This is a genomic window from Lysobacter gummosus (assembly GCF_001442805.1).
GTDB lineage: Bacteria > Pseudomonadota > Gammaproteobacteria > Xanthomonadales > Xanthomonadaceae > Lysobacter > Lysobacter gummosus.
Window position 1 is genome coordinate 482,733 of the sequence record NZ_CP011131.1, and the last position, 23,793, is coordinate 506,525.

Annotated in this window: 21 protein-coding genes and 2 pseudogenes; 12 read left to right on the forward strand and 11 right to left on the reverse strand. The window is 68.5% G+C overall.

Features of this window, described 5'->3' with window-relative positions; translation table 11 throughout:
* Nucleotides 1-250: 250 nt before the first annotated feature.
* Together LG3211_RS01890 and ubiK are read right to left on the reverse strand one after the other, a co-directional pair.
* Nucleotides 251-1,207, reverse strand: a pseudogene (locus tag LG3211_RS01890) (YifB family Mg chelatase-like AAA ATPase); the annotation flags it as partial.
* A gap of 10 nt (nt 1,208-1,217) precedes the next feature.
* Entirely contained in the window at nt 1,218-1,484 is a 267-nt protein-coding gene (ubiK, locus tag LG3211_RS01895; RefSeq protein ID WP_057941359.1) for a ubiquinone biosynthesis accessory factor UbiK, read from the reverse strand.
* A 351-nt stretch (nt 1,485-1,835) separates the two neighbouring features.
* Between ubiK and LG3211_RS01900 the strand changes: the two genes are divergently transcribed.
* Nucleotides 1,836-2,174: a P-II family nitrogen regulator gene (locus LG3211_RS01900; protein WP_057941360.1), complete on the forward strand. Its 339-nt coding sequence runs from the start codon at nt 1,836-1,838 to the stop codon at nt 2,172-2,174.
* A gap of 148 nt (nt 2,175-2,322) precedes the next feature.
* Here LG3211_RS01900 and LG3211_RS01905 read toward each other — a convergent pair whose 3' ends face one another.
* Nucleotides 2,323-3,228 (reverse strand): LysR substrate-binding domain-containing protein, encoded by a 906-nt coding sequence (locus LG3211_RS01905; protein ID WP_057941361.1) that lies wholly within the window; start codon nt 3,226-3,228, stop codon nt 2,323-2,325.
* Between the two features lie 98 nt (nt 3,229-3,326).
* Here LG3211_RS01905 and LG3211_RS01910 point away from each other — a divergent pair, with 98 nt between their 5' ends.
* On the forward strand, nt 3,327-4,394 hold the full coding sequence (locus LG3211_RS01910) for a YeiH family protein (RefSeq protein ID WP_057941362.1): 1,068 nt from the start codon (nt 3,327-3,329) through the stop codon (nt 4,392-4,394).
* A gap of 333 nt (nt 4,395-4,727) precedes the next feature.
* Here the strand turns inward: LG3211_RS01910 and speE are convergent, their stop codons facing one another.
* Nucleotides 4,728-5,579, reverse strand: a complete 852-nt coding sequence (gene speE, locus LG3211_RS01915; RefSeq protein ID WP_057941363.1) for a polyamine aminopropyltransferase — start codon at nt 5,577-5,579, stop codon at nt 4,728-4,730.
* A gap of 277 nt (nt 5,580-5,856) precedes the next feature.
* On the opposite strand from speE, the gene speA reads away from it, so the two are divergent.
* The 3 genes from speA (at nt 5,857) to LG3211_RS01930 (ending at nt 9,149) form a co-directional block, all read left to right on the forward strand.
* Nucleotides 5,857-7,746, forward strand: a complete 1,890-nt coding sequence (speA, locus tag LG3211_RS01920) for an arginine decarboxylase (RefSeq protein ID WP_057941364.1) — start codon at nt 5,857-5,859, stop codon at nt 7,744-7,746.
* A gap of 17 nt (nt 7,747-7,763) precedes the next feature.
* Nucleotides 7,764-8,015, forward strand: coding sequence for a YciI family protein (locus LG3211_RS01925; RefSeq protein WP_057941365.1), 252 nt, complete (start codon nt 7,764-7,766; stop codon nt 8,013-8,015).
* A 255-nt stretch (nt 8,016-8,270) separates the two neighbouring features.
* Nucleotides 8,271-9,149 carry an NAD(P)-dependent oxidoreductase gene (locus tag LG3211_RS01930; protein ID WP_057941366.1) on the forward strand — a complete coding sequence of 293 codons (879 nt, stop codon included), beginning with the start codon at nt 8,271-8,273 and terminating at the stop codon, nt 9,147-9,149.
* A gap of 131 nt (nt 9,150-9,280) precedes the next feature.
* Here LG3211_RS01930 and LG3211_RS01935 read toward each other — a convergent pair whose 3' ends face one another.
* The 4 genes from LG3211_RS01935 to radC all read right to left on the reverse strand — a co-directional run bounded on the left by LG3211_RS01935 (nt 9,281) and on the right by radC (nt 13,499).
* Nucleotides 9,281-9,694: a hypothetical protein gene (locus LG3211_RS01935; RefSeq protein WP_057941367.1), complete on the reverse strand. Its 414-nt coding sequence runs from the start codon at nt 9,692-9,694 to the stop codon at nt 9,281-9,283.
* A 336-nt stretch (nt 9,695-10,030) separates the two neighbouring features.
* Nucleotides 10,031-10,927, reverse strand: a complete 897-nt coding sequence (locus tag LG3211_RS01940) for an SPOR domain-containing protein (protein ID WP_057941368.1) — start codon at nt 10,925-10,927, stop codon at nt 10,031-10,033.
* The gene (argS, locus tag LG3211_RS01945) at nt 10,928-12,616 is read right to left on the reverse strand and encodes an arginine--tRNA ligase (RefSeq protein ID WP_057941369.1); all 1,689 of its coding nucleotides are present in this window, start codon (nt 12,614-12,616) and stop codon (nt 10,928-10,930) included.
* Between the two features lie 208 nt (nt 12,617-12,824).
* Nucleotides 12,825-13,499: a RadC family protein gene (gene radC / locus LG3211_RS01950; RefSeq protein ID WP_057941370.1), complete on the reverse strand. Its 675-nt coding sequence runs from the start codon at nt 13,497-13,499 to the stop codon at nt 12,825-12,827.
* Between the two features lie 193 nt (nt 13,500-13,692).
* Here radC and coaBC point away from each other — a divergent pair.
* From coaBC to LG3211_RS01970, 4 genes and pseudogenes are all read left to right on the forward strand, one after another.
* Nucleotides 13,693-14,909 (forward strand): annotated as a pseudogene (coaBC, locus tag LG3211_RS01955) (bifunctional phosphopantothenoylcysteine decarboxylase/phosphopantothenate--cysteine ligase CoaBC).
* Nucleotides 14,910-14,937: 28 nt separating this feature from the next.
* Nucleotides 14,938-15,219 (forward strand): hypothetical protein, encoded by a 282-nt coding sequence (locus LG3211_RS01960; protein WP_057941371.1) that lies wholly within the window; start codon nt 14,938-14,940, stop codon nt 15,217-15,219.
* A gap of 58 nt (nt 15,220-15,277) precedes the next feature.
* Nucleotides 15,278-15,736: a dUTP diphosphatase gene (dut, locus tag LG3211_RS01965; protein WP_057941372.1), complete on the forward strand. Its 459-nt coding sequence runs from the start codon at nt 15,278-15,280 to the stop codon at nt 15,734-15,736.
* Between the two features lie 295 nt (nt 15,737-16,031).
* Nucleotides 16,032-18,317 carry a phosphomannomutase/phosphoglucomutase gene (locus tag LG3211_RS01970; RefSeq protein ID WP_057945204.1) on the forward strand — a complete coding sequence of 762 codons (2,286 nt, stop codon included), beginning with the start codon at nt 16,032-16,034 and terminating at the stop codon, nt 18,315-18,317.
* A 662-nt stretch (nt 18,318-18,979) separates the two neighbouring features.
* Here LG3211_RS01970 and LG3211_RS01975 read toward each other — a convergent pair.
* The 3 genes from LG3211_RS01975 to LG3211_RS01985 form a co-directional block, all read right to left on the reverse strand.
* A complete protein-coding gene (locus LG3211_RS01975) occupies nt 18,980-19,630 on the reverse strand; it encodes a hypothetical protein (protein WP_057941373.1) in 651 nt (216 codons plus the stop codon).
* Nucleotides 19,631-19,780: 150 nt separating this feature from the next.
* Entirely contained in the window at nt 19,781-20,443 is a 663-nt protein-coding gene (gene pyrE, locus LG3211_RS01980) for an orotate phosphoribosyltransferase (protein ID WP_057941374.1), read from the reverse strand.
* Complete coding sequence (locus tag LG3211_RS01985) at nt 20,440-21,015, reverse strand: GNAT family N-acetyltransferase (RefSeq protein ID WP_083512248.1); 576 nt, start codon at nt 21,013-21,015, stop codon at nt 20,440-20,442. Before LG3211_RS01985 ends, pyrE begins: the two co-directional genes overlap by 4 nt.
* A 56-nt stretch (nt 21,016-21,071) precedes the next feature.
* Here LG3211_RS01985 and LG3211_RS01990 point away from each other — a divergent pair, with 56 nt between their 5' ends.
* From LG3211_RS01990 to LG3211_RS26220, 3 genes are all read left to right on the forward strand, one after another.
* Nucleotides 21,072-21,845, forward strand: a complete 774-nt coding sequence (locus LG3211_RS01990) for an exodeoxyribonuclease III (protein ID WP_057941376.1) — start codon at nt 21,072-21,074, stop codon at nt 21,843-21,845.
* On the forward strand, nt 21,835-23,244 hold the full coding sequence (locus LG3211_RS01995) for an AmpG family muropeptide MFS transporter (RefSeq protein WP_057941377.1): 1,410 nt from the start codon (nt 21,835-21,837) through the stop codon (nt 23,242-23,244). Before LG3211_RS01990 ends, LG3211_RS01995 begins: the two co-directional genes overlap by 11 nt.
* A 117-nt stretch (nt 23,245-23,361) precedes the next feature.
* Entirely contained in the window at nt 23,362-23,700 is a 339-nt protein-coding gene (locus LG3211_RS26220; protein WP_187313120.1) for a hypothetical protein, read from the forward strand.
* Nucleotides 23,701-23,793 lie beyond the last annotated feature (93 nt).

A 23,793-nucleotide genomic window follows, 5' to 3' on the forward strand; every position in this document is an offset into this window, starting at 1 on the left:
AGGCGAAGCGAGCCCCGAGTCGAGCACAGGGCAGATTCGGGAAGCGGTGGCAGGGCGCAGGGGGCGTATTCATGCGACCCACCCCAGCACGGATCCTTCCGGACCAAAGTTACGCAAACTTTCGCGCGATGAAGGACGCTCGATCAGAGCCCTCCCGCGCCCCTTCATCCAATGAAGGGTGTGGATCGGATTCAAGCCCTTTTTTGTGCGTGAATCACCAACAAAATCAAGCCACTTAGGTGGTAATTTCCAGAGATATGGACGCCTGTCTCCAACTCTGGATAGTTGGCAACTCGTCGAGAAACAGCACGCCCTGGTGCGCGAGCGAGATTTCGCCCGGACGCGGATCGGCGCCGCCGCCGACCAGGGCCACCGCGCTGGCGGTGTGGTGCGGCGCGCGGAACGGACGTTGGCGCCAGCGCGAAGGGTCCAGGCCGCGGCCGTGCGCGGCGCCGCTGACCGAGGCGATCGCGGCGGTTTCCAGTGCTTCGGCTTCGCTGGCTTCGGGCAACAAGCCGGGCAGGCGCGAGGCCAGCAAGGTCTTGCCGCAGCCGGGCGGGCCGATCAGCAACAGGTGATGGCCGCCGGCCGCGGCGATTTCCAGCGCGCGCCGCGCCTGCGCCTGGCCGCGCACATCGACCATGTCCGGGCACGGCGCGCGCTGCAGCGGCGGCGCGACGGCAAGCGGCAATTCGCTGCGGCCGCACAGCATCGCGCAGACTTCCAGCAAGGTGCGGCCGGTGCGCGCTTCCACTTGGCTGGCCAGCGCCGCCTCGGCGCCGTTGCCGGCCGGGACGATCAGGCGGCGGCCGGCATCGGCGACGGCGAGCGCGGCCGGCAACACGCCGTCGATCGCGCGCAACTCGCCGGTCAGGCCGAGTTCGCCGAGGAATTCGCAGTCGCGCAAGGGTTCCAGCGGAATCTGGCCGCTGGCGGCGAGGATGCCGAGCGCGATCGCCAGGTCGTAGCGGCCGCCGTCCTTGGGCAGATCGGCCGGAGCCAGATTGACGGTGATGCGGCGCTGCGGGAATTCGAACTGCGCGCATTGGATCGCCGCGCGCACCCGGTCCTTGGCTTCGCGCACCGCCGCTTCCGGCAAGCCGACGATGGACATGCTCGGCAAACCGCCGGCCAGATGCACTTCGACCCGAACCGCGGGCGCGCGGACCCCCGATCGCGCACGGCTGTGCACGAGGGCCAGGTTCATGAGGGCGGACTCAGTGCTGGGGCGCGGAGGCGTTGTCGAGCTGGGCTTCGAGCTCGGCTACGGTGCGCTGCAGTTCGTCGAGTTTCTCGCGCGTGCGCAGCAGCACCGCGCGCTGGACTTCGAATTCCTCGCGGGTGACCAGGTCGAGCTTGGACAGCCCGGTCTGCAGTACGGACTTGAAGTTCTGCTGCATTTCCTCGCGGCCTTCGCGCAGGCCCGGCGGAAGCAGGGAACTGAGGCGGCGGGCAAGGTCGTCGATATGGTTCAGGTCGATCATGTAGAGAAAGCTCCTCCGGTGTTGGGGTCAGCTTGACCGCCGGACCGGGGCGACGCCGTCGGCTGGGGCCGTGGCGCGCTGTCGGAAAAGTCCGAAGTGGATGACGCGGTCACTACATCACGGCGCCGCCGACGCCCGCAAGCGTTCTGGGCTTCGCACGGGTCGGTACTTCATATGGCGTTGCAAGATCGTCCAACGCCGGCTGCGCAGACGATGTGAACGCCGCCCGACCGGCGGTCCGCTCAGGCGCGGCAAGCGGCAGGCAGCGACGCGGCGAACGTGCCGGCTAGGTGGCGGCGGGGCGGCGCGCTATCCTGCGCGCGAATCGACAGGCGGTGCGGAGACAGACGAATGAAGATGGTCATGGCGGTGATCAAGCCGTTCAAGCTCGACGATGTGCGCGAGGCGCTGGCCGAGGCCGGCGTGGCCGGGATCACCGCGACCGAGGTCAAGGGCTTCGGCCGCCAGAAGGGGCACACCGAGTTGTATCGCGGCGCCGAGTACGTGGTCGATTTCCTGCCCAAGATCAAGCTGGAAGTGGCGGTGACCGACGATCTGGTCGATACCGTGGTCGAGGCGATCATGAAGGCGGCCGGCACCGGCAAGATCGGCGATGGCAAGATTTTCGTGTGGGATCTGGAGCGGGCGGTGCGTATTCGTACCGGCGAGCTTGATGGTGATGCGCTGTAAGGTCGGGCGTTGGATGCCGCGGTGAATCGTTGCCGGTTGTGGCGCGATCGGATGGTTAGCGGTCGGGGCTGAAGCTGCCTCTCACAACAGATTTCGTGGCTTGCGCTTGGCGTTCGCTTGTTTCAGCGCGTGGCAGACTCGCCCGCGCTCAATCTTCTTCATCCAAAAACGCCTGCAGCGCCGGCGAGCGCGGGCGGTTGACCAGTTCCAGCCGGTACAGCGGCCGGGTCAGGGTGTCTTCGTCGCTCAAGGCGATCGCGCGCACGCGCTGCATCAGGATCAGATCGGCGACCACGGTCGCCGGCAACAGGGCGACGCCCGCGCCGGCGGCGACCGCGCGCGCGATCGCTTCGTTGCTGCCGATCTCGATCACCCGCGCCGGCGCGATGCCGCGCGAGGCGAACAGCGATTGCGCGACCTGGCGCGTGCCCGAGCCGTGTTCGCGCAGCAGCCAGGTCTGACGGCCGAGTTCGGCGATCGAGGCGCGGCGCTTGGCGCCCAAGGGATTGTCGGCCGAAGCGATCAGCCGCAGCGGTTCGCTGCGCCACACGGTCGCGGCGATGCGCGCGTCGGCGACCGCGCCTTCGACGAAGCCGACATCGACCGCGCAGTCGATCACCGCGCGGCTGATTTCCTCTGTGTTGCCGACCACCAGTTCGGTCGCCAGCGCCGCATGCCGGCGCACGAACGGGCCGAGCTGCTGCGGCAGCCAGTACGCGGCGACGGTGGTGCTGGCGCCGATGCGCAGCCGGCCCTGACGCAGTTCGACGCGGTCGCGCACGTCTTCGATGGCGATGCGCTCCAGGGCGAAGATCGCCCGCGCGTGCTCGAACACGGCGCGGCCGTGATCGGTCAGGGCGATGCCGCCGGCACCGCCGCGCACGGCCTTGCCGTCGTTGCCGGTGCGCTCGATCAGCGGCAGGTCCAGTTGGTGTTCGAGTTCGCGCACCGCCTTGGACACCGCCGACTGGCTGACGAACAAGGTTTCGGCCGCGCGCGAGAAGCCCTGTTGCTCGACCACAGTGAGGAATACGCGCAGCAGGTGCAGGTTCATCGTATGAGTCCAACTCATGGATACCTGAATTATATGTATTGGACTCCCTGGCTGCGCGGGCCTAATTTGCCTGCGCCACCGTCACCGAATATGTGCCAATGTCCGCCCTGAACCCGATTTCGCCCGCCCCCGTCGCCCGCAGCGCCTACCAGCAGCGCGGGTTCTGGCCCGGGCTGGGCCTGGCGGCGGTGATCGCGGCGGCGGCGATGGGCCTGGCCTCGATGCCGGCGCTGCAGTCGTTCGGACTCAGCGCGCTGACCCTGGCGATCGTGCTGGGCATCGCGGTGGGCAATACCGTGTTCCCGTCGATCGCGGCGGCCGCCGGCAGCGGCGTGGACTTCAGCAAGAGCACGCTGCTGCGGCTGGGCATCGTGCTGTACGGCTTCCGGGTGACGTTCCAGGAGATCGCCGGGGTCGGCGTCGCCGGGCTGGCGATCGACGTGGTGGTGGTGGCCAGCGTGTTCGGTCTGGCGACCTGGATCGGCACGCGCTGGCTCAAGCTGGACCGCGAGACCTCGATGCTGATCGGCGCCGGCAGCGCGATCTGCGGCGCGGCGGCGGTGATGGCGACCGAGCCGGTGGTGCGCGGCCAGGCGCACAAGGTGTCGGTCGCGGTCGCGACCGTGGTGGTGTTCGGCACGGTCGGCATGTTCGTGTATCCCTGGCTGTATCCGTACCTGGGCTTGAGCGAGCACGCTTACGGCGTGTACGCCGGCTCGACCATTCACGAAGTCGCGCAGGTGGTCGTCGCCGGTCGCGCGATCGGCGAATCGGCGGCCTCGGCGGCGGTGATCGAGAAGATGCTGCGGGTGATGCTGCTGGCGCCGTTCCTGCTGCTGTTGTCTTCGCGCATCGGCGCGCCGGCCGGCGAGGGCGAGGCGAAGTCGAAGATCGTGATTCCGTGGTTCGCGCTGTTGTTCGTGGCGGTCAGCGGGCTCAATTCGCTGCATCTGCTGCCGGCGGCGTGGAAGGCGGCGATTATCCAGATCGACACGGTGCTGTTGGCGATGGCGATGGCCGCGCTGGGGCTGCGCACGCATGTGGGCGCGATCAAGCAGGCTGGGGCGAAGCCTATGGTGTTGGCGGCGATTTTGTTCTGCGTGCTGACGGTGGGCGGGTATGCGCTCAATGTCGGGGTGGCGAGGTTGTTTGGTTCCTCGATGTAAGCCAGCACCGCGTAATTGCGCCCCCTTTGAAAAAGTGGGCTGGCGCTTGCGAAAGCGTTGGTGGCGATGAAGCGGCTGCGCCGGGGGATTGGCTGGCGCTCGCGGGGATCTTGGTGAAGCAAAAGCGAATCCCCCCTGGCCCTCCGGCCCGCAGGCATAGCCTGCGGGCGTTCAGTGCCGCGCGAATCTGCGGTTCGCAAGCGCGGCCCTTCACCCTTTTTCAAAGGGGGGAACCCGTTGAGGAAGGATTGCGAGGGGTTGGGAGTAATTGGCTTCGGCGATAAAAAAGCCCCGCGGTTGCGGGGCTTTTTGTTGGGTGCGGCAAGCGACGATTTACTCGCCCAACGCCTGCGCCACGAACGCCGGCGTCGACAGCGCGCCGTGGTGAATGCCGGCGTTGTAGTACTTGCTGTCGAAGCTCTTGCCCTTGGCATCGGCTTCGCGGAATTCGAAACCGCCGGCCTTGCGCGCCAGGGTGCAGCTCCACCAGCCGGTCGGGTAGCACGGCTGCGGGAACGGCAGGGTCTTGAAGGTGGCAAAGCCGGCCTTGCCCATCTCGCCGCGCATTTCCTGGATCAGCTTGAGCAGCATCAGCGGCGACTCGGACTGCTGGACCAGGATGCCGTCCTCGCGCAGGGCGCGGAAGCAGCTTTCGTAGAAGGACTTGTTGAACAGGCCTTCGGCCGGGCCGACCGGGTCGGTGGAATCGACGATGACGATGTCCACGCTGCCGGCCGGTCGGTTGGCCATGTAGGCGATGCCGTCGTCGAACAACAGCTGCGCGCGCGGGTCGTCGTTGCGGTCGCACAGCTCCGGGAACCACTTCTCGGCCATGCGCGTGACTTGCTCGTCGATGTCGCACTGCACCGCCTCGACCACGCCGTCGTGCTTGAGCACTTCGCGCAAGGTGCCGCAGTCGCCGCCGCCGATGATGACCACGTTCTTGGGCGCGGCGTGGGTGAACAGCGCCGGGTGCGACATCATCTCGTGATAGAGGAAGTTGTCGCGCGTGGTCAGCATCACCGCGCCGTCGATCAGCATCAGATTGCCCCAGTCGGTCGTCTCGAAGATCTCGATCTTCTGGAACGGCGACTGCACCTCATCGAGCTTGCGGGTGATGCGATAGCCGATGGACGAACCGGTGGGTTCGAAGTTCTCGTAGTGCCACTTAGCATCAACATTCATGCGCTTGCTCCTTCGAAGCGATATCGCTGGGTCGGCCAGCCTGGGATGAGGGCGCGGGCGGGCCCGGCCGGCGGGGCCCGGCGAGGGCCGGGCTTGGGGCGCGGATTGTAGCGGACGCATATGAACACACGTCGCGCGATGGGCCCGGAAGCGCCCGGTTTTGCCGATCCGGCCGCCAAGCCGCGCAACGCCGCCGGCGCCGGCCGCCGTGGCGGCCCCCGCGGCGGACGCGGCCTGTAGAATGCGCCTTCCCCACACTTTTCCGGAAAACGCGCCGATGTCCGACTGGTCGCTCGATCAGGCCCGCAAGACCTATTCGATCCCGCATTGGTCCGAGGGCTACTTCGATATCGACAACGCCGGCCGCATCGTGGTCAAGCCGCGCGGCGAGCGCGGCCCGACCGTGGTCCTGCCCGAGGTCGTGGATGCGGCCCGCGCGCAGGGCGCCAAGCTGCCGATGCTGGTGCGTTTCCCGGACATCCTCGGCGACCGCCTGGGCAACCTGCAGGGCGCGTTCGCCCAGGCCATGCGCGACTGGGATTACGCCGGCGGCTACACCGCCGTGTATCCGATCAAGGTCAACCAGCACCACGGCGTGGCCGGCACCCTGGCCTCGCACGCCGGCGACGGGTTCGGCCTGGAAGCGGGCAGCAAGCCCGAGCTGATGGCGGTGCTGGCGCTGAGCCGGCCGGGCGGGCTGATCGTCTGCAACGGCTACAAGGACCGCGAGTACATCCGCCTGGCCCTGATCGGGCGCAAGCTGGGCATGGAGACCTACATCGTCGTCGAGAAGCCCTCGGAACTGCAGTTGGTGTTCGAGGAAGCCCGCGCGCTCGGGGTCAAGCCCGGCCTGGGCGTGCGCATGCGGCTGGCCTCGCTGGGCGCCGGCAAGTGGCAGAACAGCGGCGGCGACAAGGCCAAGTTCGGCCTCAGCCCGCGCCAGGTGCTGGACCTGTGGAAGCAGCTGCGCGACAGCGGCCTGCAGGATTGCCTGGGCCTGCTGCATTTCCACATGGGCTCGCAGATTTCCAACGTGCGCGACATCGCCAACGGCATGCGCGAGGCCACCCGCTATTTCATCGAACTGTCCAAGCTCGGCGCCAACGTGCGCTACATGGACGTCGGCGGCGGCCTGGGCATCGATTACGAAGGCACCCGTTCGCGCAGCTATTGCTCGATCAACTACGGCGTCAACCAGTACGCGTCGAATATTGTTCAACCTCTGGCGGAAGCCTGCCAGGAATACGGCCTGACGCCGCCGCGCATCGTCACCGAATGCGGCCGCGCGATGACCGCGCACCACGCGGTGCTGGTGGCCAACGTGTCGGAGATCGAGGAAGCGCCGGAAGGCCGCGTGCCGCCCTCGCACGAGGACGAGCCGGCGGTGATCCGCCATCTGCGCGAGATCCACGACGAACTGGACCTGCGTCCGGCGGTGGAGCTGTTCCACGAAGCCCAGCATCACCACGGCGAAGGCCTGTCGCTGTATGCGCTGGGCCAGATCGACCTGACCCACCGCGCCCGCATCGACGATCTGTTCTACGCCATCGCGCACGCGGTGCGCGCGCGCCTGGACGTGGGCGAGAAGAGCCATCGCGATCTGCTCGACGAACTCAACGAGCGCCTGGTCGATAAGTACTTCGTCAATTTCAGCGTGTTCGAATCCATGCCCGATGTGTGGGCGATCGATCAGGTGTTCCCGATCGCGCCGATCGAGCGCTTGAACGAGGCGCCCGACCGTCGCGGCGTGATCGCCGATCTGACCTGCGATTCCGACGGCAAGATCGACACCTACGTGGAAACCGAAGGCCTGGACAGCTCGCTGCCGCTGCATGCGCTCAAGCCCGGCGAAAGCTACCGGCTGGGCTTTTTCCTGGTCGGCGCGTACCAGGAAATCCTCGGCGACATCCACAACCTGTTCGGCGACACCGATGCGGTGGAAGTGCGCGTGGACGGCGACGGCTATCGCCTGGCCCAGCAGCGCCGCGGCGATACCACCGACGTCATGCTCGATTACGTCGGCTACAAGCTGGCCGATCTGCGCGAGGCCTACCGCTCCAAGGTCGCCGCGGCGGACTTGCCGGCCGATGAGGCGCAGCGCCTGGAAGACGCGTTGGAAACCGGTCTGACCGGCTACACCTACCTCAGCGACGCGCCGCTGGCCTGAGCCGGGATACGGGACTTATGAATCGTTATTTGGTCATGGCCATGCGCCTGCCGCAGTTCGACACCGATCAGATCGGCCCGCACCGCGAGTTCCTCGATGCGCTGCGCGAGCAGGGCCGGCTGGAACTGGCCGGCGGCTTCGCCGACAAGAGCGGCGGCGCCTACGTGCTGCGCGCCAGCGACCTGGAGCAGGCGCGGGTGCTGGCGTTCGGCGACCCGCTGCACCTCACGGGTTCATCGCGGATCGACGTGTACGAATGGCTGGCGTGAGCGGCCGCCCTGGCCGCCGGGCGCGAACCGGCTCACGCGGCCGGCGCGGCGACGTTCCTGGAACGTAGCGGCGAGGCGTCCAGGGGCGCTGGATAAACAGGGGTTTCACGGTCGCGGACGGGCGCAGGCCCGGGTTCGCGCGTCGGATCGGTCGCGATGATGCGGCGCGGTTCGCGGTATTCGGCGCGCGTCAGGCGCGGCGATGCCGCATCATGCTTGGGTAACACTTAGCGCCCGGATGGGCAGAAGGTCGAAATGAAAGCAGGGGTAATCGGTCTGGGAGCGATGGGCGTGCCGATGGCGCGTTACGTGCATGCCAAAGGGGTGCTGACCGCGGTCGGCAACCGGACCCAGGCCAAGGCCGACGCGCTGGCGTCGGAACTGGAAGTGCGTGCGGCGCGCTCGGCGGCCAACTTCGCCGATTGCGACGTGGTGATCCTGTGCGTGTCGCTCGACGCGGACGTGCTGGAGAACGTGGCGGCGCTGGCCGAGGTGCTCAAGCCCGGCGCGATCGTGGTCGATCACTCCACCGTCTCGATCGAAACCGCGCGCCGCGCGGCGGCGATGCTGGCCGCGCACAACATCGGTTTCCTCGACGCGCCGGTCTCCGGCGGCGTGGAAGGCGCGCGCAACGGCAAGCTGTCGATCATGGTCGGCGGCGACGAAGCTCAGCTCGAACGCGTGCACGACATCATCGGCAGCTACGCCGCGCGCATCACCCACATGGGCATCACCGGCGCCGGTCAGGCGACCAAGGCGATCAACCAGATCCTGGTCGCGGGCATCAACGAAGCGGTGTGCGAAGGGCTGGCGTTGGGCGAGAAGCTCGGCCTGGAACCCGAGCGCCTGCTGCCGACGCTGATGGCCGGCGCGGCCAGCAACTGGTTCTTGGAAAAGCGCGGCGCGACGATGCTGCGCGACGAGTTCGCGCCCGGCTTCAAGTGTCTGCACATGCTCAAGGACCTGCGCATCGTCCAGGGCATCGCCCGCGACAGCGGCATCCGCACCAACACCATCGATCAGGCCGTGGCCGATTACTTCGAGCTGATCGAGCGCGGTTTCGGCGAGTCCGATACCTCGGCCTTGATCGCGCTCAAGCGGGCGCGCGCGACGGTGGAGAGCGACGCGGCGTAAGCCGCGTGACAGTGCAGGCGCGGGCCGAACGCCGCCCGCTGTTTCGCCAAGACGACAACGGCGGCATCTCGATGAGATGCCGCCGTTTTTATTTTGCGGGTTGGTATGCCGCGAAAGGGCTTTGCGCCGGCTCAGCGCATCGACAGGCCGTCGCGGCGGCGCACCAGGCGTTCGCCGAGCAGGGCGCCTCCGAAGGCCGCGGCCAGGGTCAGCACGATTGCGACCGCGTTGTACTTGAGCGCGCCGGCCATCGAGCGCATCGGCAAGGGGCTGTCGGGCAGGGCCATCGACACGACGGTGAACAGGGTCAGCGTCCACATCGCCACCATCAGCAGCAATGCGATCCAGCGGAAGTGGGCGTGACGCGCGATCGCGCCGCCCAGGCCCATCGCCACCAGGGCCGCGAATACGTCGATCGCCGGGATCGGGCCGAAGCCGGTGCTGATCGCCTGACGGGCGTCCAGGCCGAACAGCTTGGTGCAGATTCCGAACAGCAACAACATGCCTGCCGCGCTCAGGCAGCCCAGAAGAATGCGCTTGTCCATCCCATCCCCAACGACTTCTATCAGCGGGCGAAGTCTAAAGGCTGGCCGCTTGCGCGCAGGGTGACCGTCGTCGCGCTGTCGCTGGGCGCGGCGCCGGAAGGCGGCCGCGCGCCGACGCACGGTTGCGGGCGATCGACACTACGGGTTGCGATCCGCGTGGGTCGGCCGAGCGGATCGGCGAGGGTGCCGGCGTGCGTGTGGCGGCACGCCTAGGCCGGCTGGTGGAGGACGCGTTCTTCGCTTTCGCGGGTGTCCGCGCCCGAGCCGTAAAACAAACAGGCCGGGCTTGCGGCCCGGCCTGTAGCTTGGTCATGCCATGGTGCGGATGGCGCCGGCTTACTGAACCTTGATCGCCATTCCCGGCAGTCCGCCGTCGGCGAGCTTGCGCTTGGCGTCGGCGAGGTCGCCGGCGGTGCCGTAGGGCCCCATGCGCACCCGGTAGACGGTCTTGCCGCTGATCTGCGCCGATTCCACCCGCGCGCCCAGGCCCAGCATGGCGATCTTGGCCTTCATTTCCTCGGCCTGGCCGGAGGCCTGGAAGGCGCCGGCCTGGAGCAGGTAACGAGTGTTGTCATTGGCGGCGGCGGGTGCGGCCGCGTTCGCCGTGGTGGCGCTGGCGGTCGTCGCGGCGGCCGGGGCCGGGCCCTGGGTCGCGACCACGGCCGGCGGCTTGGGCGTGACCGAGCTCGGCGGCGTCGCGCTGGCGACCTGGGCCGGCGGCTGCGCCGGGGGCGCGATGGTATCGACCGGCTTGGGCAGGCTGACGGTGGCCGGAGCGGTGGCCGGCGTCGCCGCGGCGGTCTGCGGATTCTTGCGCAGTTGCGTGGCGCGGCGCTGTTCCTCGGCGGCCTCGGTGGCGGCGAGTTCGGCGTCGCTCATCTCGACTTCCTTGCCCGGCAGCAGGGTGTAGAAGTCGTAGCCGGAGCTTTCCTTGCCCTTGCCGGCCTTGGCCTGCTTGGGATCGGCCGCGTCCGCGTGCGAGGCCGGCTTGGCGCCGTTGTTGCCCTCGGGGGCGACCGATTCCTCGTCGGCGGTGACCGCCGCCGGTTGCGCATCGGGATTGGGCTGCGGACGGAAGAAGCCGTCGCCGCCGTCGGATTTGAGGAACTTCGGGGCGACCAGGATCACCACGACTCCCAGCAGCAGTCCGAGCACGCCCCAGGCCCAGCCGGGCAGGCTTTCGTTGCTCTGGGTATTGCGCTTGGCCTGCGATTTTCCGCGTCGTGCTGCCACTTACATCACCTCCGGGGCGTGGACGCCCAATAGCTCCAGACCGTTCGCCAGAACCTGGCGGGTCGCCATCGCCAGCACCAGGCGCGCGTGGCGCACGGGGGCGTCGTCGACCAGGAACTGGTGGTCGTTGTAATACGTCTGGAAGGTCTGCGCCAACTCCAGCAGATAAACCGCGATCTGGTGCGGCTCCAGGTCGCGTCCGGCGGCCGCGACCACGTCCGGGAAGCGCAGCACGGTCACGATCAGCTCGTGCGCGGCGACATCGTTCAGGTCCAGCGGCTGCGCCAGCCCGTCGGCCTGATCGTAGGACAGCCCGCGCTCGGCCAGCTGGCGGCTCAGGCCGTGCATGCGCGCATGCGAGACCTGGACGTAATAGACCGGATTGTCCATCGACTGCGAACGGGCGAGGTCGATGTCGAAGGTCAGCTGCGAATCGGGCTTGCGCGCGACCAGGAACCAGCGCACCGCGTCGCGGCCGGTTTCGTCGATGAGGTCGCGCAGGGTCAGGTAACTGCCTGCGCGCTTGGACAGCTTCACTTCCTCGCCGCCGCGCATCACCGTGACCATCTGGTGCAGCACGTACTCCGGCCAACCTTGCGGGATGCCGAGGTCCAGCGCCTGCAGGCCGGCGCGCACGCGCGCGAGCGAGCCGTGGTGATCGGAGCCCAGCTCGGTGATCGCGCGCTCGTAGCCGCGCTGCCACTTGCTCAGGTGATAGGCCACGTCCGGCACGAAGTAGGTGTAGGTGCCGTCGGACTTGCGCATGACGCGGTCTTTGTCGTCGCCGAAGTCGGTCGAGCGCAGCCACAGCGCGCCGCCTTCCTCGTAGGTGTGGCCGTGGGCGATCAGCTCGCGCACGGTTTCCTCGACCTTGTTTTGCTCGTACAGCGAGCTTTCCAGGAAGTAGACGTCGAAGCTCACGCCGTAGGCGGCCAGGTCCTCGTTCTGCTCGCGGCGCAGATAGGCCACGGCGAACTGGCGGATCGCATCGAGATCGTCGATGTCGCCCTTGCCGGTGACGGCGTGGTTCTCGAATTCGACCGTGGCGCCGTCGAGATAGGCGCGGGCCACATCGGCGATGTAGTCGCCGTTGTAGGCGTTCTCCGGCCAGCCTTCGTCGCCCGGCGCGAGCCCGCGCGCGCGCAACTGGGTGGAGATGGCCAGATTGTTGATCTGCACGCCTGCGTCGTTGTAGTAGAACTCGCGCATCACGTCCCAGCCGTTGGCGTCGAGCACGCGCGCGATGCAGTCGCCGATCACCGCCGCGCGGCCGTGGCCGACATGCAGCGGGCCGGTCGGATTGGCCGAGACGTATTCCACGCCGGCGCGATGACCCGCACCGCTGCCGTTGCGGCCGTAGTTGGCGCCGCGGGCGAAGACTTCCCCGAGCTGGCGGCGCCAGGCGGCTTCGTCGATATAGAAATTGATGAAGCCCGGGCCGGCGATCTCGACCTTGGCGATGTCGGCGCTGGCCGGCAGCGCGTCGAGCAGCTTCTGCGCGATCTCGCGCGGATTGCTGCGCGCCGGCTTGGCCAGCAGCATCGCGGCGTTGGTCGAGAAGTCGCCCTGCCCACGGTTCTTGGGGCGCTCGATCACGTAATCGGGCGTCGGAAGGTCGGCCGGGACGGTGCCGGCGGCGCGCAGGGCGTCGATGGCCTGCGCGACTAGCGCATTTAGGGTGGCTTTCACGGGGGGTGCGTTTTCGCAGGGCGTTACGGAACCGGGCATTTTACCTGGTTCCCGGGCGATTGCGCGGCGCCGCGCCGAGGCTGGGGCAGGCGGTTTTTTCGACGATCGGGCCGGGGGGCGAGGAAAGAGTGCAGAGGAGTGAGGAGTGAGTAGAGCCCAACCCGCCGCTTTTCACTCACTCCTCACTCCTCTGCACTCTTTCCTCGCCTCACAGCCACCCCCGCGCCGCCATCGACACCGGCTTGCCGTCGCCGACCACGAAATGGTCGAGCAGGCGGATCTCCACCAGGGCCAGCGCCTGCTTGAGGCGCTGGGTCACTTCACGATCCTCCCGGCTGGGCTCGGCGTTGCCGCTGGGGTGGTTGTGGCCGACGATCACCGCCGCGGCGTTGCGCTGCAGCGCGCGCCGCAGCACCTCGCGCGGATGCACCTCGGCGCCGCTGAGGGTGCCCTGGAACATTTCCTCGAAGCCGATCACGCGATGGCGGTTGTTGAGGAACATCGCCGCGAACACCTCGTGCGGCAGGCCGCGCAGGCGCTGGGCGAAATAGCGGCCGGCGGCCTCCGGGTCGGTCAGCGCGGTGCCGCGCTCCAGTTCCGCCAGCTGGCAGCGCGCGGCCAGCTCCAGCGCCGATTTGAGCGTGCAGGCGCGGGCCGTGCCGATGCCGCGCATGCGCATCAGCTTGGCCGGCGATTGCTCCAGCAGCTCGCGCAGCGGGCCGTGCTCGGCCAGCAGTTGCCGCGCGGTGCCGACCGCGTCGTGGCCGCGCAGGCCCGAGCCCAGGATCAGCGCCAGCAGTTCGGCATCCGACAGCGAGCCGGCGCCATGGGCGAGGAGTTTTTCGCGCGGCCGCTCCGCGCTGGGCCATTCGTGGATTCTCATGGCCGCATCGTGCAAGCGCGGGCGGCACGGCCGGAATCGGGAGCGGGCGGCCCATCGGGTAAGCTAGTGGCCCGAGCGGGTGTAGGGAATTGCCGGGCGCCGTCGCGATCGCATCACGCGCCGCGCCGGACCCTGCGGCGGCAGGCGGCGACCCGCACCCGGCACACGAAGCAACCAGCGAGCCCGGCCGAACATGGCGCAAGACTCAACCCAGCCGCTGCACGCCCAACGCATCTTGCTGTGCGTCTGCGGCGGCATCGCCGCCTACAAGGCCGCCGATCTGGTGCGCCGACTGCAGGACGCCGGCGCGCAGGTGCGCGTGGCGATGACCGAAAACGCCACCCGCTTCGTCGGCGCGGCGACCTTCCAGGCGCTGTCCGGGCAGCCGGTGCGCACCTCGCTGTGGGACGAAGCCGCGGAGCTGGCGATGGGCCATATCGAACTGGCGCGCTGGGCGCAGCGGATTTTGATCGCGCCGGCCACCGCCGACATGATCGCCAAGCTCGCGCACGGGTTCGCCGACGATCTGATCAGCACCCTGTGCCTGGCGTCCGAGGCCCCGGTGACGATCGCCCCGGCCATGAACCACCGCATGTGGGGCCATCCGGCCACCCAGGCCAATGTCGCCACGCTGCGCAGCCGCGGGGTCGGTTTCCTCGGCCCGGGCGAGGGCCGCATGGCCGAACCCGAGTCCGGGCCCGGGCGTCTGCTGGAGCCGCTGGACATCGTCGCCGCGCTCGCGCAGGTGAACCCATGAGCGGCGCCAGCCTCGCCGGTCGCCGCATCGTCGTCAGCGCCGGGCCGACGTTCGAAGACATCGATCCGGTGCGCTTCATCGGCAATCGCAGCAGCGGCAAGATGGGTTTCGCGGTCGCCGAAGCCGCGGCGCGCCGCGGCGCGCAGGTCGTCCTGGTCGCCGGTCCCGTGTCGCTGCAGACGCCGCCGGGCGTGCAGCGCGTGGACGTGCGTTCGGCGCGGCAGATGCGCGAGGCGGTAATCGCGGCATTGCCGGCGGATGTCTATGTCGGCGCAGCGGCGGTGGCCGATTACGCGCCGGCGGTGATCGCGCCGGGCAAGATCAAGAAGAAGGAAGAGCAGCTCACCCTGGCGCTGGTGCGCACGCCCGACATCCTGGCCGAGGTCGCCGTGCACGAACGCCGCCCGACCGTGGTGGTCGGTTTCGCCGCCGAGACCCACGACGTGGAGTTCTATGCGCGCGGCAAGTTGGAGAAAAAACGCGTGGACATGATCGCCGCCAACCGTGTCGGCGTGTCCGGCAGCGGCTTCGAGAGCGACGACAACGCGCTGACCGTTTATTGGGCCGGCGGCGAGCGCGCGCTCGGTCCGGGGCCCAAGACCGAACTGGCCGACCAGTTGCTCGACCTGATCCTGACGCGTTGGCCGGCCTGATGGCCGGACCTTTCGATCGAGCCCGCCGATGAAGATTTTCGTCACCACCGACGACGTGCTCGACGCCGTCCACGCCGTCATTCGCGACGGCTTCGTCGCCGTGCAGGGGCCCAAGGGCCCGGCGAAGACCTATTGCCATCGGGTCGTGCGCGCGCTGCACCGCCACGACAAGGTGTTGCCGGCGATCGGCTTCGAGAGCGCGCCGAACCGCGGCTCGGTCTATGTGGTGTACGACGTCAACCGGTTCATGGCCGGCGAGGCCGAGCTCAGGCAGCAGATCGTGGCGCTGGACGCCGCCGCGCCGGGCTGAGTCGCCGTCGCGCCGCCGCGCTTTGATTCCTTTCGTCTCTCTGGACCCGTTCGATCCGATGAACCACACCCTGGAACTGAAAATCCTCGATCCGCGCTTCGGCGGTGAGTGGCCGCTGCCGAGCTACGCCACCGCGGCCAGCGCCGGCCTGGACCTGCGCGCGGCGCTCGATCAGCCGCTGCTGCTGGCGCCGGGCGACGCCGCGCTGGTGCCTTCGGGCCTGGCGATCCATCTGGGCGATCCGACCCTGTGCGCGGTGATCCTGCCGCGCTCGGGCCTGGGTCACAAACACGGCATTGTGCTCGGCAACGGCACCGGCCTGATCGACGCCGACTACCAGGGCCCGCTGCTGATCAGCGTGTGGAATCGCGGCCGCGAGGCTTTTACGATCCAGCCCGGCGATCGCATCGCGCAGCTGATGGTGTTGCCGATCGTGCGCGCGAGTTTGCAGGTGGTCGATGAGTTCCAGGCCAGCGAGCGCGGCGAGGGCGGCTTCGGCCATACCGGCGTACGCTGATCGCCGGCCGTTGGCCGGACGGCCCGAGGGGAGGCGGCTGGCACGCATCGTGCTAGGGATTCACGTGCCTGATAGTCGTCGGCTGCAAAGCCGCGGACGCGATCGCAACCGCGATCGGCGCCGCGAGGCGCAGTAGACGGAACCGACAAGGCGCGGCAGTGCAAACTGGGCGGTATCGCCCGCTGCACGGTCGGAACCATCGGCTCCGGATCATCCGGGTCAGATCATTCGGCGACACGAGACACACTGGGGAAGGGCTCTGGGTATGGTGGATGTGAAATTCGAAAAGCCGCAGATGTCGGCGGCGCAACTCAAGCCCGTCATGCTGCCGCTGGCGCTGCTGTGCGGCGTGCTGGCGTTGTGGCTGGGCTGGGCCGGCGTGCAGCAGCACCTGGACTCCTCGCGCCGCTCCGATCTGGCGCGCGAGCGCGACGCCGCCGTCGCCAGCGCGCACGACGCGCTCGGGGTCGAGCACAAGCGCCTGCGCGAGCGACTCGACGCGCCGGCGATGCAGGCCGCCCTGACCGCCGGCGATCTCAAGACCGCCGGCGCGGAACTGACCAAGGACTGGCCCGGCGCCAGCGCCGGCGCGGTGCTGCCGGCCGATTTGAGCCTGGATTACGAGAATCTGCCCAAGAGCGGCTACGGCCGGCTGGGCGCGATGGAAGCGGCGATCGTCGCCGACAAGCCGATGGCGGCGATCGTGCGCGACGGCGGCAAGCCGGTGCTCGCGCTGGCCGCGCCGGCGCGGGTCGGCGGGCAACTGGTCGGCGTGGCCTACGTGCAACTGCCGTTGCAGCGCATCAGCGACGGCATCGACAAGGCCGACGTCGACGGCAGCAGCTACATGGCCTTGCGCCAGGGCGGCTACAACGTGGTCGAGCGCGGCGACGCCGCGCTCAGCAACGGCGCCGAGGCGATGGCGGCGAAGATCCCCGGCAGCGACCTGCGCGTCGCCGCCGCGGTGCCGGACATCGCCGGCGGCCCGCTCGGCCTGGGCGCGCTGCCGTGCTTCATCGCCGCGGTGATCCTGGCGCTGCTCGCGTTCGTGCTGATGCGCGTGCGTCAACGTCTGGGGCATCAGGCGCCGGTCGTGGAGGAAGGTCCGGTTCAGACGCTGGCTGAGACCATGATCGCTTCCCCCTTCGATACCAATGCAGGCAACGTGACCGATAACTCCCTCAGCGCCGCGCCCCGCGCGGTGAGCATCGACGGCGGCATCTTCCGCGCCTACGACATCCGCGGCGTGATCGGCCAGTCCCTGGACCCCGGCGTGGCCGAGATGATCGGCCAGGCGATCGGTTCGGTCATGCACGATCAGGGCCTGACCGAGATCGTGGTCGGCCGCGACGGCCGCCTGTCCGGCCCGGCCATGATCGAGGGCCTGATCTCGGGCCTGCGCAAGGCCGGCCGCAACGTCATCGACATCGGCATGGCGCCGACCCCGGTGATCTACTTCGGCGCCTATCACCTGCGCGCCGGCTCCTGCGTGTCGGTCACCGGCAGCCACAATCCGCCGGACTACAACGGCTTCAAGGTCGTGGTCGGCGGCGAGACCCTGTCGGGCGCGGCGATCACCGATCTGTACCAGCGCATCGTCAGTAACCGCCTGCACACCGCCGCCGAGCCGGGCACGCTGACCCCGCGCGACATCTCCGAGGACTACGTCCAGCGCATCGCCTCCGACATCCAGATCGACCGCCCGCTCAAGGTGGTGGTCGATGCCGGCAACGGCGTGGCCGGCGACATCGGCCCGCGCGTGCTGGCGGCGATCGGCGCCGAAGTCACCCCGCTGTACTGCGAGATCGACGGCGAATTCCCCAACCATCACCCCGATCCGAGCGAGCCGCACAACCTGGCCGATCTGATCAAGATGGTGGCGCGCCTGGACGCGGACCTGGGCATCGCTTTCGACGGCGACGGCGACCGTTTGGGCGTGGTCACCCGCGACGGCCAGAACATCTTCCCGGACCGCCTGCTGATGCTGTTCGCCGCCGACGTGCTCGAACGCAACCCCGGCGCGATGATCATCTACGACGTGAAGTGCACCGGCCGCCTGCCGGGCCACATCCTGCGTCACGGCGGCAGCCCGTTGATGTGGAAGACAGGCCATTCGCTGATCAAGGCGAAGATGCGCGAAACCGACGCCGAGCTGGCCGGCGAGATGAGCGGCCACTTCTTCTTCAAGGAGCGCTGGTACGGCTTCGACGACGGCATCTACTCGGCCGCGCGTCTGCTGGAGATCCTGGCCGCGCAGCCGCAGGCCCCGACCGAGACCCTCAACGGCCTGCCCAACGGCATCTCGACCCCGGAAATCAAGGTCGATGCGCCCGACGGCGACCCGCACACCTTCGTCGAGCGCTTCCGCACCGAGGCCTCGTTCGAGGGCGCGCGCCTGTCCACCATCGACGGCCTGCGCGTGGACTACCCCGACGGCTGGGGCCTGGTGCGCGCGTCCAACACAACGCCGATCCTGGTCATGCGTTTCGACGCCGACAGCCACGAGGCGATGGACCGCATCCAGACCGCGTTCCGCACGCAGCTGCATGCGATCAAGCCGGATCTGAAGTTGCCGTTCTGATTGGGCGGCGGGCACCGGTCTGATCCGACGGCGCTTGCGAGACACGAAAACGCCGCGGCTTGCCGCGGCGTTTTTTATGGGGGGACGAGTGCGCTCGTGTTCTGGAGGCTTGGGTATCTGTTCTCCGCGGAAGCGGGAATCCAGAGCCTTCAGCGTCATGCCTCCAGACCGTCATTCCCGCGAACGCGGGAATCCAGAGCCTTCAGCGTCATCCCTCCAGTCCGTCATTCCCGCGAACGCGGGAATCCAGCGACTTCAGCGTCATCCTTCCAGGCCGTCATTCCCGCGAACGCGGGAATCCAGAGCCTTCAGCGCCACCCTTCCAGACCGTCATTCCCGCGTAGGCGGGCTCCGCTTTACTTCGGCGGAGCCGAACATCCAGAGCCTTCAGCGCCATCTCTCCAGGCCGTCATTCCCGCGAACGCGGGAATCCAGCGACTTCAGGCGTTCTCGCACGAAAGGCCCTGGATTCCCGCGTTCGCGGGAATGACGAGGTGTGGGAACGTCGTGACTGGTGACTGGTGACTGGTGACTGGTGACTGGTGACTGCTGACTGGGTGACTGGTGACTGGGTGACTGGTGACTGTGGCGAGACGCGACCCGCGAGACAGGACCTGCGACGCACGGCCTACAACTGACGACACCAGCCAGCTACAACAACCTCACCCCCGACCCGGCTTAGCCGCCTTGATCGTGTTGTAACGCTCCAGCGCCGAAGCCAGATCCTGGTCGGCGGTGCTGCGTTCGAGCTGCTGCTGCTTCAACGTCGCCTGCTGGTGCAGCAGTTCGTCGTGCTGGTTGCGGATGTTGTCGGCCAGGACCTTGCCGACCGGCTTACTGCTCAGCTCGGCTTCGCCGGCCTTGCGCAGCAGGCTCAGCAAGGTCTGGCGACGCCCTTCGATACCCAGTTGCGAGGCCTTGACGGTCTCGTCCAGCAGCACGATGCGCTCCTGGAAGGAATTGCGCAGGTCCTGCTCGGTCGCGTACGACTCGGCCATGGCGTGGTCGCGGCGCTTGCGCGCTTCCTCGGCCATCGCCGCGCTGCGCGCCGCGCGCTCGGCCTGCTGCGCGGCCACGCGCTCCTCGGCGGTGAGGGCGCGGTCCACCCGGGCGGTCGCCATGCCGCTCTTGGCGCTGATCTCGGTGCGCGCGCTGTCCACCGCATGCGCCGGCAGCGCGTCGCCGCAGACTTTGCGCCCGCCTTCGTTCCAGCAATACAGCTTCTTGCTCGGCTTGCCGTCCTGGGCGAGGGCCAGCGGCGCGGCCAGGGCGAATACGATGGCGCCGGCGATCAGGGTGTGCAGTGCTTTCATGTCGCGTTCTCGCCGTCGAACCAAAGGGTTTGCGACAAGGCATGAAGCAAGAGTCGGGCCATCGTCTGCCTCCGGCGTGTGCGATCTATCACAAATCGATTTGTGGCCGCGGCGGCGGCCGATGCCGGCCGGCCGCATCGCGCGCTGCGCTCAGTGCTGCGCGTCGCGCCCATAGGCAGCACGGTAGGCCAGCAGGCGCTCGCGCTGTGTGGAAAACTCCGCGCTTTCGCCGGTGAAGGCAAGCAGATCGTCGAGCGTGGCGATCGCGACCACCGGAAGGCTGTGTTCGATTGCGACAGTTTCTGCCGCCGAGCGTCGGGATTGTGCAGGGTCCACGGCTTCCTGCCGGTCCAGCGCGATCACGATCCCGGCCACGGTACCGCCGGCCTCGCCGATCAGGGCCAGCGCCTCGCGGATGGCGGTGCCGGCGGTGATGACGTCGTCCACGATCAAAACCCGGCGCCCGGCCAGCGGCGCGCCGATCAGCATGCCGCCTTCGCCGTGGGCCTTGGCTTCCTTGCGGTTGAACGCCAGCGGCAGGTCGCGGCCGCGGCGCGCGTACTCGCAACCCAGCGCCGTCGCCAGCGGGATGCCCTTGTAGGCCGGGCCGAACAGCAGGTCGAAGTCCAGGCCGTGGGCCTGGATGGCATCGGCGTAGCACGCGCCCAGGCCGGCCAGGGCGGCGCCGGAGTCGAAGCGCCCGGCGTTGAAGAAGTACGGGCTGACGCGCCCGGACTTGAGGGTGAACTCGCCGAAGCGCAGGGCGTTGGCCTTGAGCGCGAGTTGCAGGAAGCGGGTGCGATGGTCGGTCATGGAAGCGGACGGTCGGGGGAAGGGGAAGAGGAGGGCGCCGGCGTCAGGCGCAGCAGCATCAGGTGCTGCGGGCCGGCCGAGCCGCCGTGATAGAGCTCGCCGGTGTCGGCGAAACCGGCTTTCAGATAGACGCCGTAGGCCGCGCGGTTGCGCAGGTTCACCGTCAGCGCCAGCAGGCGGCGCTCGGGATAGCGGCGGCGCAGGTCCTGCGCGCAGGCGATCATCGCGGCGGTGCCGTAGCCGCGGCCTTGTTCGCGACGGTCGATGACGTAGGCGCGCAGGCCCACGCTGGGCTCGCCCAGGGCGCGTCCGGCGATCGCGGCGACGCTGAAATCCAGGCGGTAGAAGCCGACCACGCGCTCGCCGGCCAGCACCGCCATCGCTTCGCTGTTCGGGTCGAGCCGGGTCTGGTCGAGGTTGTAGCTGGTGTCGCCGACGAACTGCAGCTGCTCCGGCGCGACCTGCAGCGCGCGCACGGCCGGCGCCAGCATCGGCGAGACCACGCTCACGCGCACCGGCGCGGGCTCGGCAGCCGGGATGGGTCGGTCGGTCGCAGCGGTCATATCCGGCATGATACCCGCGCCCGGCCGTTGCTATGATCGTGCGCACTTCGTGCCCTGGAGCGCGCATGCGCATCATCAGCTTCAACGCCAACGGTCTGCGCTCGGCCGCGACCAAGGGTTTCTTCGACTGGTTCAAGACCCAGAACGCGGACGTGCTCTGCGTGCAGGAAACCAAGGCGCAGGAACATCAGCTCACCGGCCCTGCGTTTCTGCCCGACGGCTATCGCGCCTTCTTCCGCGATGCGATCACCAAGAAGGGCTACAGCGGCGTGGCGATCTACGCCAAGCGCGAACCCGACGAGGTCCGCACCGCCCTGGGCTGGGCGCCGTTCGACGACGAGGGCCGCTACATCGAAGCGCGCTTCGGCAACCTGAGCGTGGTCTCGTTCTACATCCCGTCGGGTTCCTCCGGCGAGCTGCGCCAGGGCTTCAAGTTCGAGGTCATGGACTGGCTCAAGCCGATCCTCGATCAGTGGCTGGCCAGCGGTCGCGAGTACGTGCTGTGCGGCGACTGGAACATCGTGCGCAGCCGCCTGGACATCAAGAACTGGACCAGCAACCAGAAGAATTCCGGCTGCCTGCCGCCCGAGCGCGACTGGCTCAACGGCCTGTGCACGGACGATGCGGGTTGGGTCGATACCTACCGCGCGCTCAAGGCCGACGCCCAGGACTACACCTGGTGGAGCAACCGCGGCGCGGCGCGCGCCAACGACGTGGGTTGGCGCATCGACTACCAGCTCGCCACCCCGGGCCTGCGCGACAAGCTGCGCGCATGTTCGATCCTGAAAGAACCGCGCTTCTCCGACCACGCACCGTTCAGCGTCGACTATGACCTCTGAGGCCGGCGCCTCGGATTCCCCCGTCGCCGCCGCCAAGCCCGCGCGCTCGGGCTGGCGCCTGGTGCTGAGCAACCTGCGCCAGCCCAAGGTGCTGGTGATGCTGCTGCTGGGCTTCAGCTCGGGCATTCCGATCTATCTGGTCGGCAACACGCTCGGCTTCTGGATGCGCGAGAACGGCATCGAGTTGTCCATGATCGGCGTGCTGTCCTGGGTCGGCCTGGCCTATTCGCTGAAGTTCCTGTGGGCGCCGCTGGTGGACAAGCTCGACGCGCCGCTGTTCGGCCGCTGGCTCGGCCGGCGCCGCGGCTGGATGCTGTTGTCGCAGATCGTCGCCGCCGTCGCCCTGGTCGGCATGGCCTGGGTCGAACCGCGCCAGGGCCAGTTGCTGATCGGCGGGCTGGTGCTGGATCAACTGCTGGTGTTCGGCGCGCTGGCGCTGGTGGTGGCGTTCGCCTCGTCCACGCAGGACATCGTGATCGACGCCTGGCGCATCGAAAGCGCCGACAGCGCCGAGCAGCAGGGGCTGCTGACTTCGACGTCCACGCTGGGGTATCGCGGCGCGTTGTTGGTCACCGACTCGCTGATCCTGATTCTCGCCGCGCACGCCGGCTGGTCGCTGTCCTATGACGCAATGGCGTTGCTGATGGGCGTGGGCGTGCTGGCGGTGCTGGCCGCGCGCGAGCCGGCGGCCAGCGTGCTCGCCGCAGCCACGCCGCATCCGGCGCTGTTCACCGCACGCGGCCTGTTCGACGCCCTGGTCGGCCCGTTCATCGCCTTCTTCCGCCAGCACGGCCGCTGGGCGCTGCTGATCCTGCTGACCATCAGCCTGTTCCGGCTGCCCGATTTCCTGATGGGGCCGATGGCCAACCCGTTCTACGCCGACCTGGGCGTGGACAAGGAAACCGTCGGCACCGTGCGCGGCTCGTTCGGGCTGATCGCGACCGTCGCCGGCGTCGCCGTCGCCGGCCTGAGCGCAGTGCGCTTCGGCTTCATCGCCACCCTGATCGCCGGCGCCGTGCTCGGCCCGGGCTCGAACCTGGCCTTCGCCTACCTGGCCCTGCACGGCGGCGACACCGGCGTGTTCACCGCGGCGATGGTCATCGACAACTTCTGCAACGGCTATGCCGGCGTGGCCCTGGTCGGCTACATGTCCAGCCTGACCAACGCCGGCTACACCGCCACCCAGTACGCCCTGCTCAGCTCGTTCTATGCCTTGCTCGGCAAGATGCTCAAGGGCTTGTCCGGCTTCGCGGTCGAGCATCTGGAAACCGGGCGCAGCCTGCTGGAGGCGTACGCGCTGTTCTTCGTGGCGACCGCGGTCATCGGCATTCCGGCGCTGGTGCTGTGCATCGTCCTGGCGGTGCGCAAGCCGCCGCTGGTAATGCCGCCGCCGACATGAACGTGCTGATTGCGTTACTTGGCGACAGCGGGAGACGACAGCGGTGGTAGTGTTCCTGAACGCGTTTTCGCCACTTTCGTGTTGCGAACGTCATCGGAACGGTGCAATTTGGCGCCAGTGACCGACATCATCCTGCACAACCTGGATTCGATCCTGGCCGACCGCCTGCGTCGGGTCGCGGAGGCGCGCGGGTGGAGTTTGCAACGCACCGCGCTGCACCTGATCGAGAGCGGGTTGTTCGTGGTCGAGGCCGAGATGGTCGGGCGTTTCAGCGACCAGGACGCCGGGGTGTTGCAGGAGGCGATTGCCGCCCTGCAGGACATCCCCAGCGACCCGGGTTTCTCCCTGATCGGCCGCGCCGAGCCGCAGGAACCTCCGACCAAGCGCGTGACCGGGCCCGACCTGAGCGGCCTGGAGCTGCTGGAAGAATTCCGTCCGCGCCGCGACCCGGCGTAAGCAACCGCGGCGAGGCACCTCAGCGCCGGGCCCCGAGGCCATAGGCCCGAAGCGCCAGAGCGCCACCTTCCCGCTGCCGGACAGTCTTCGACT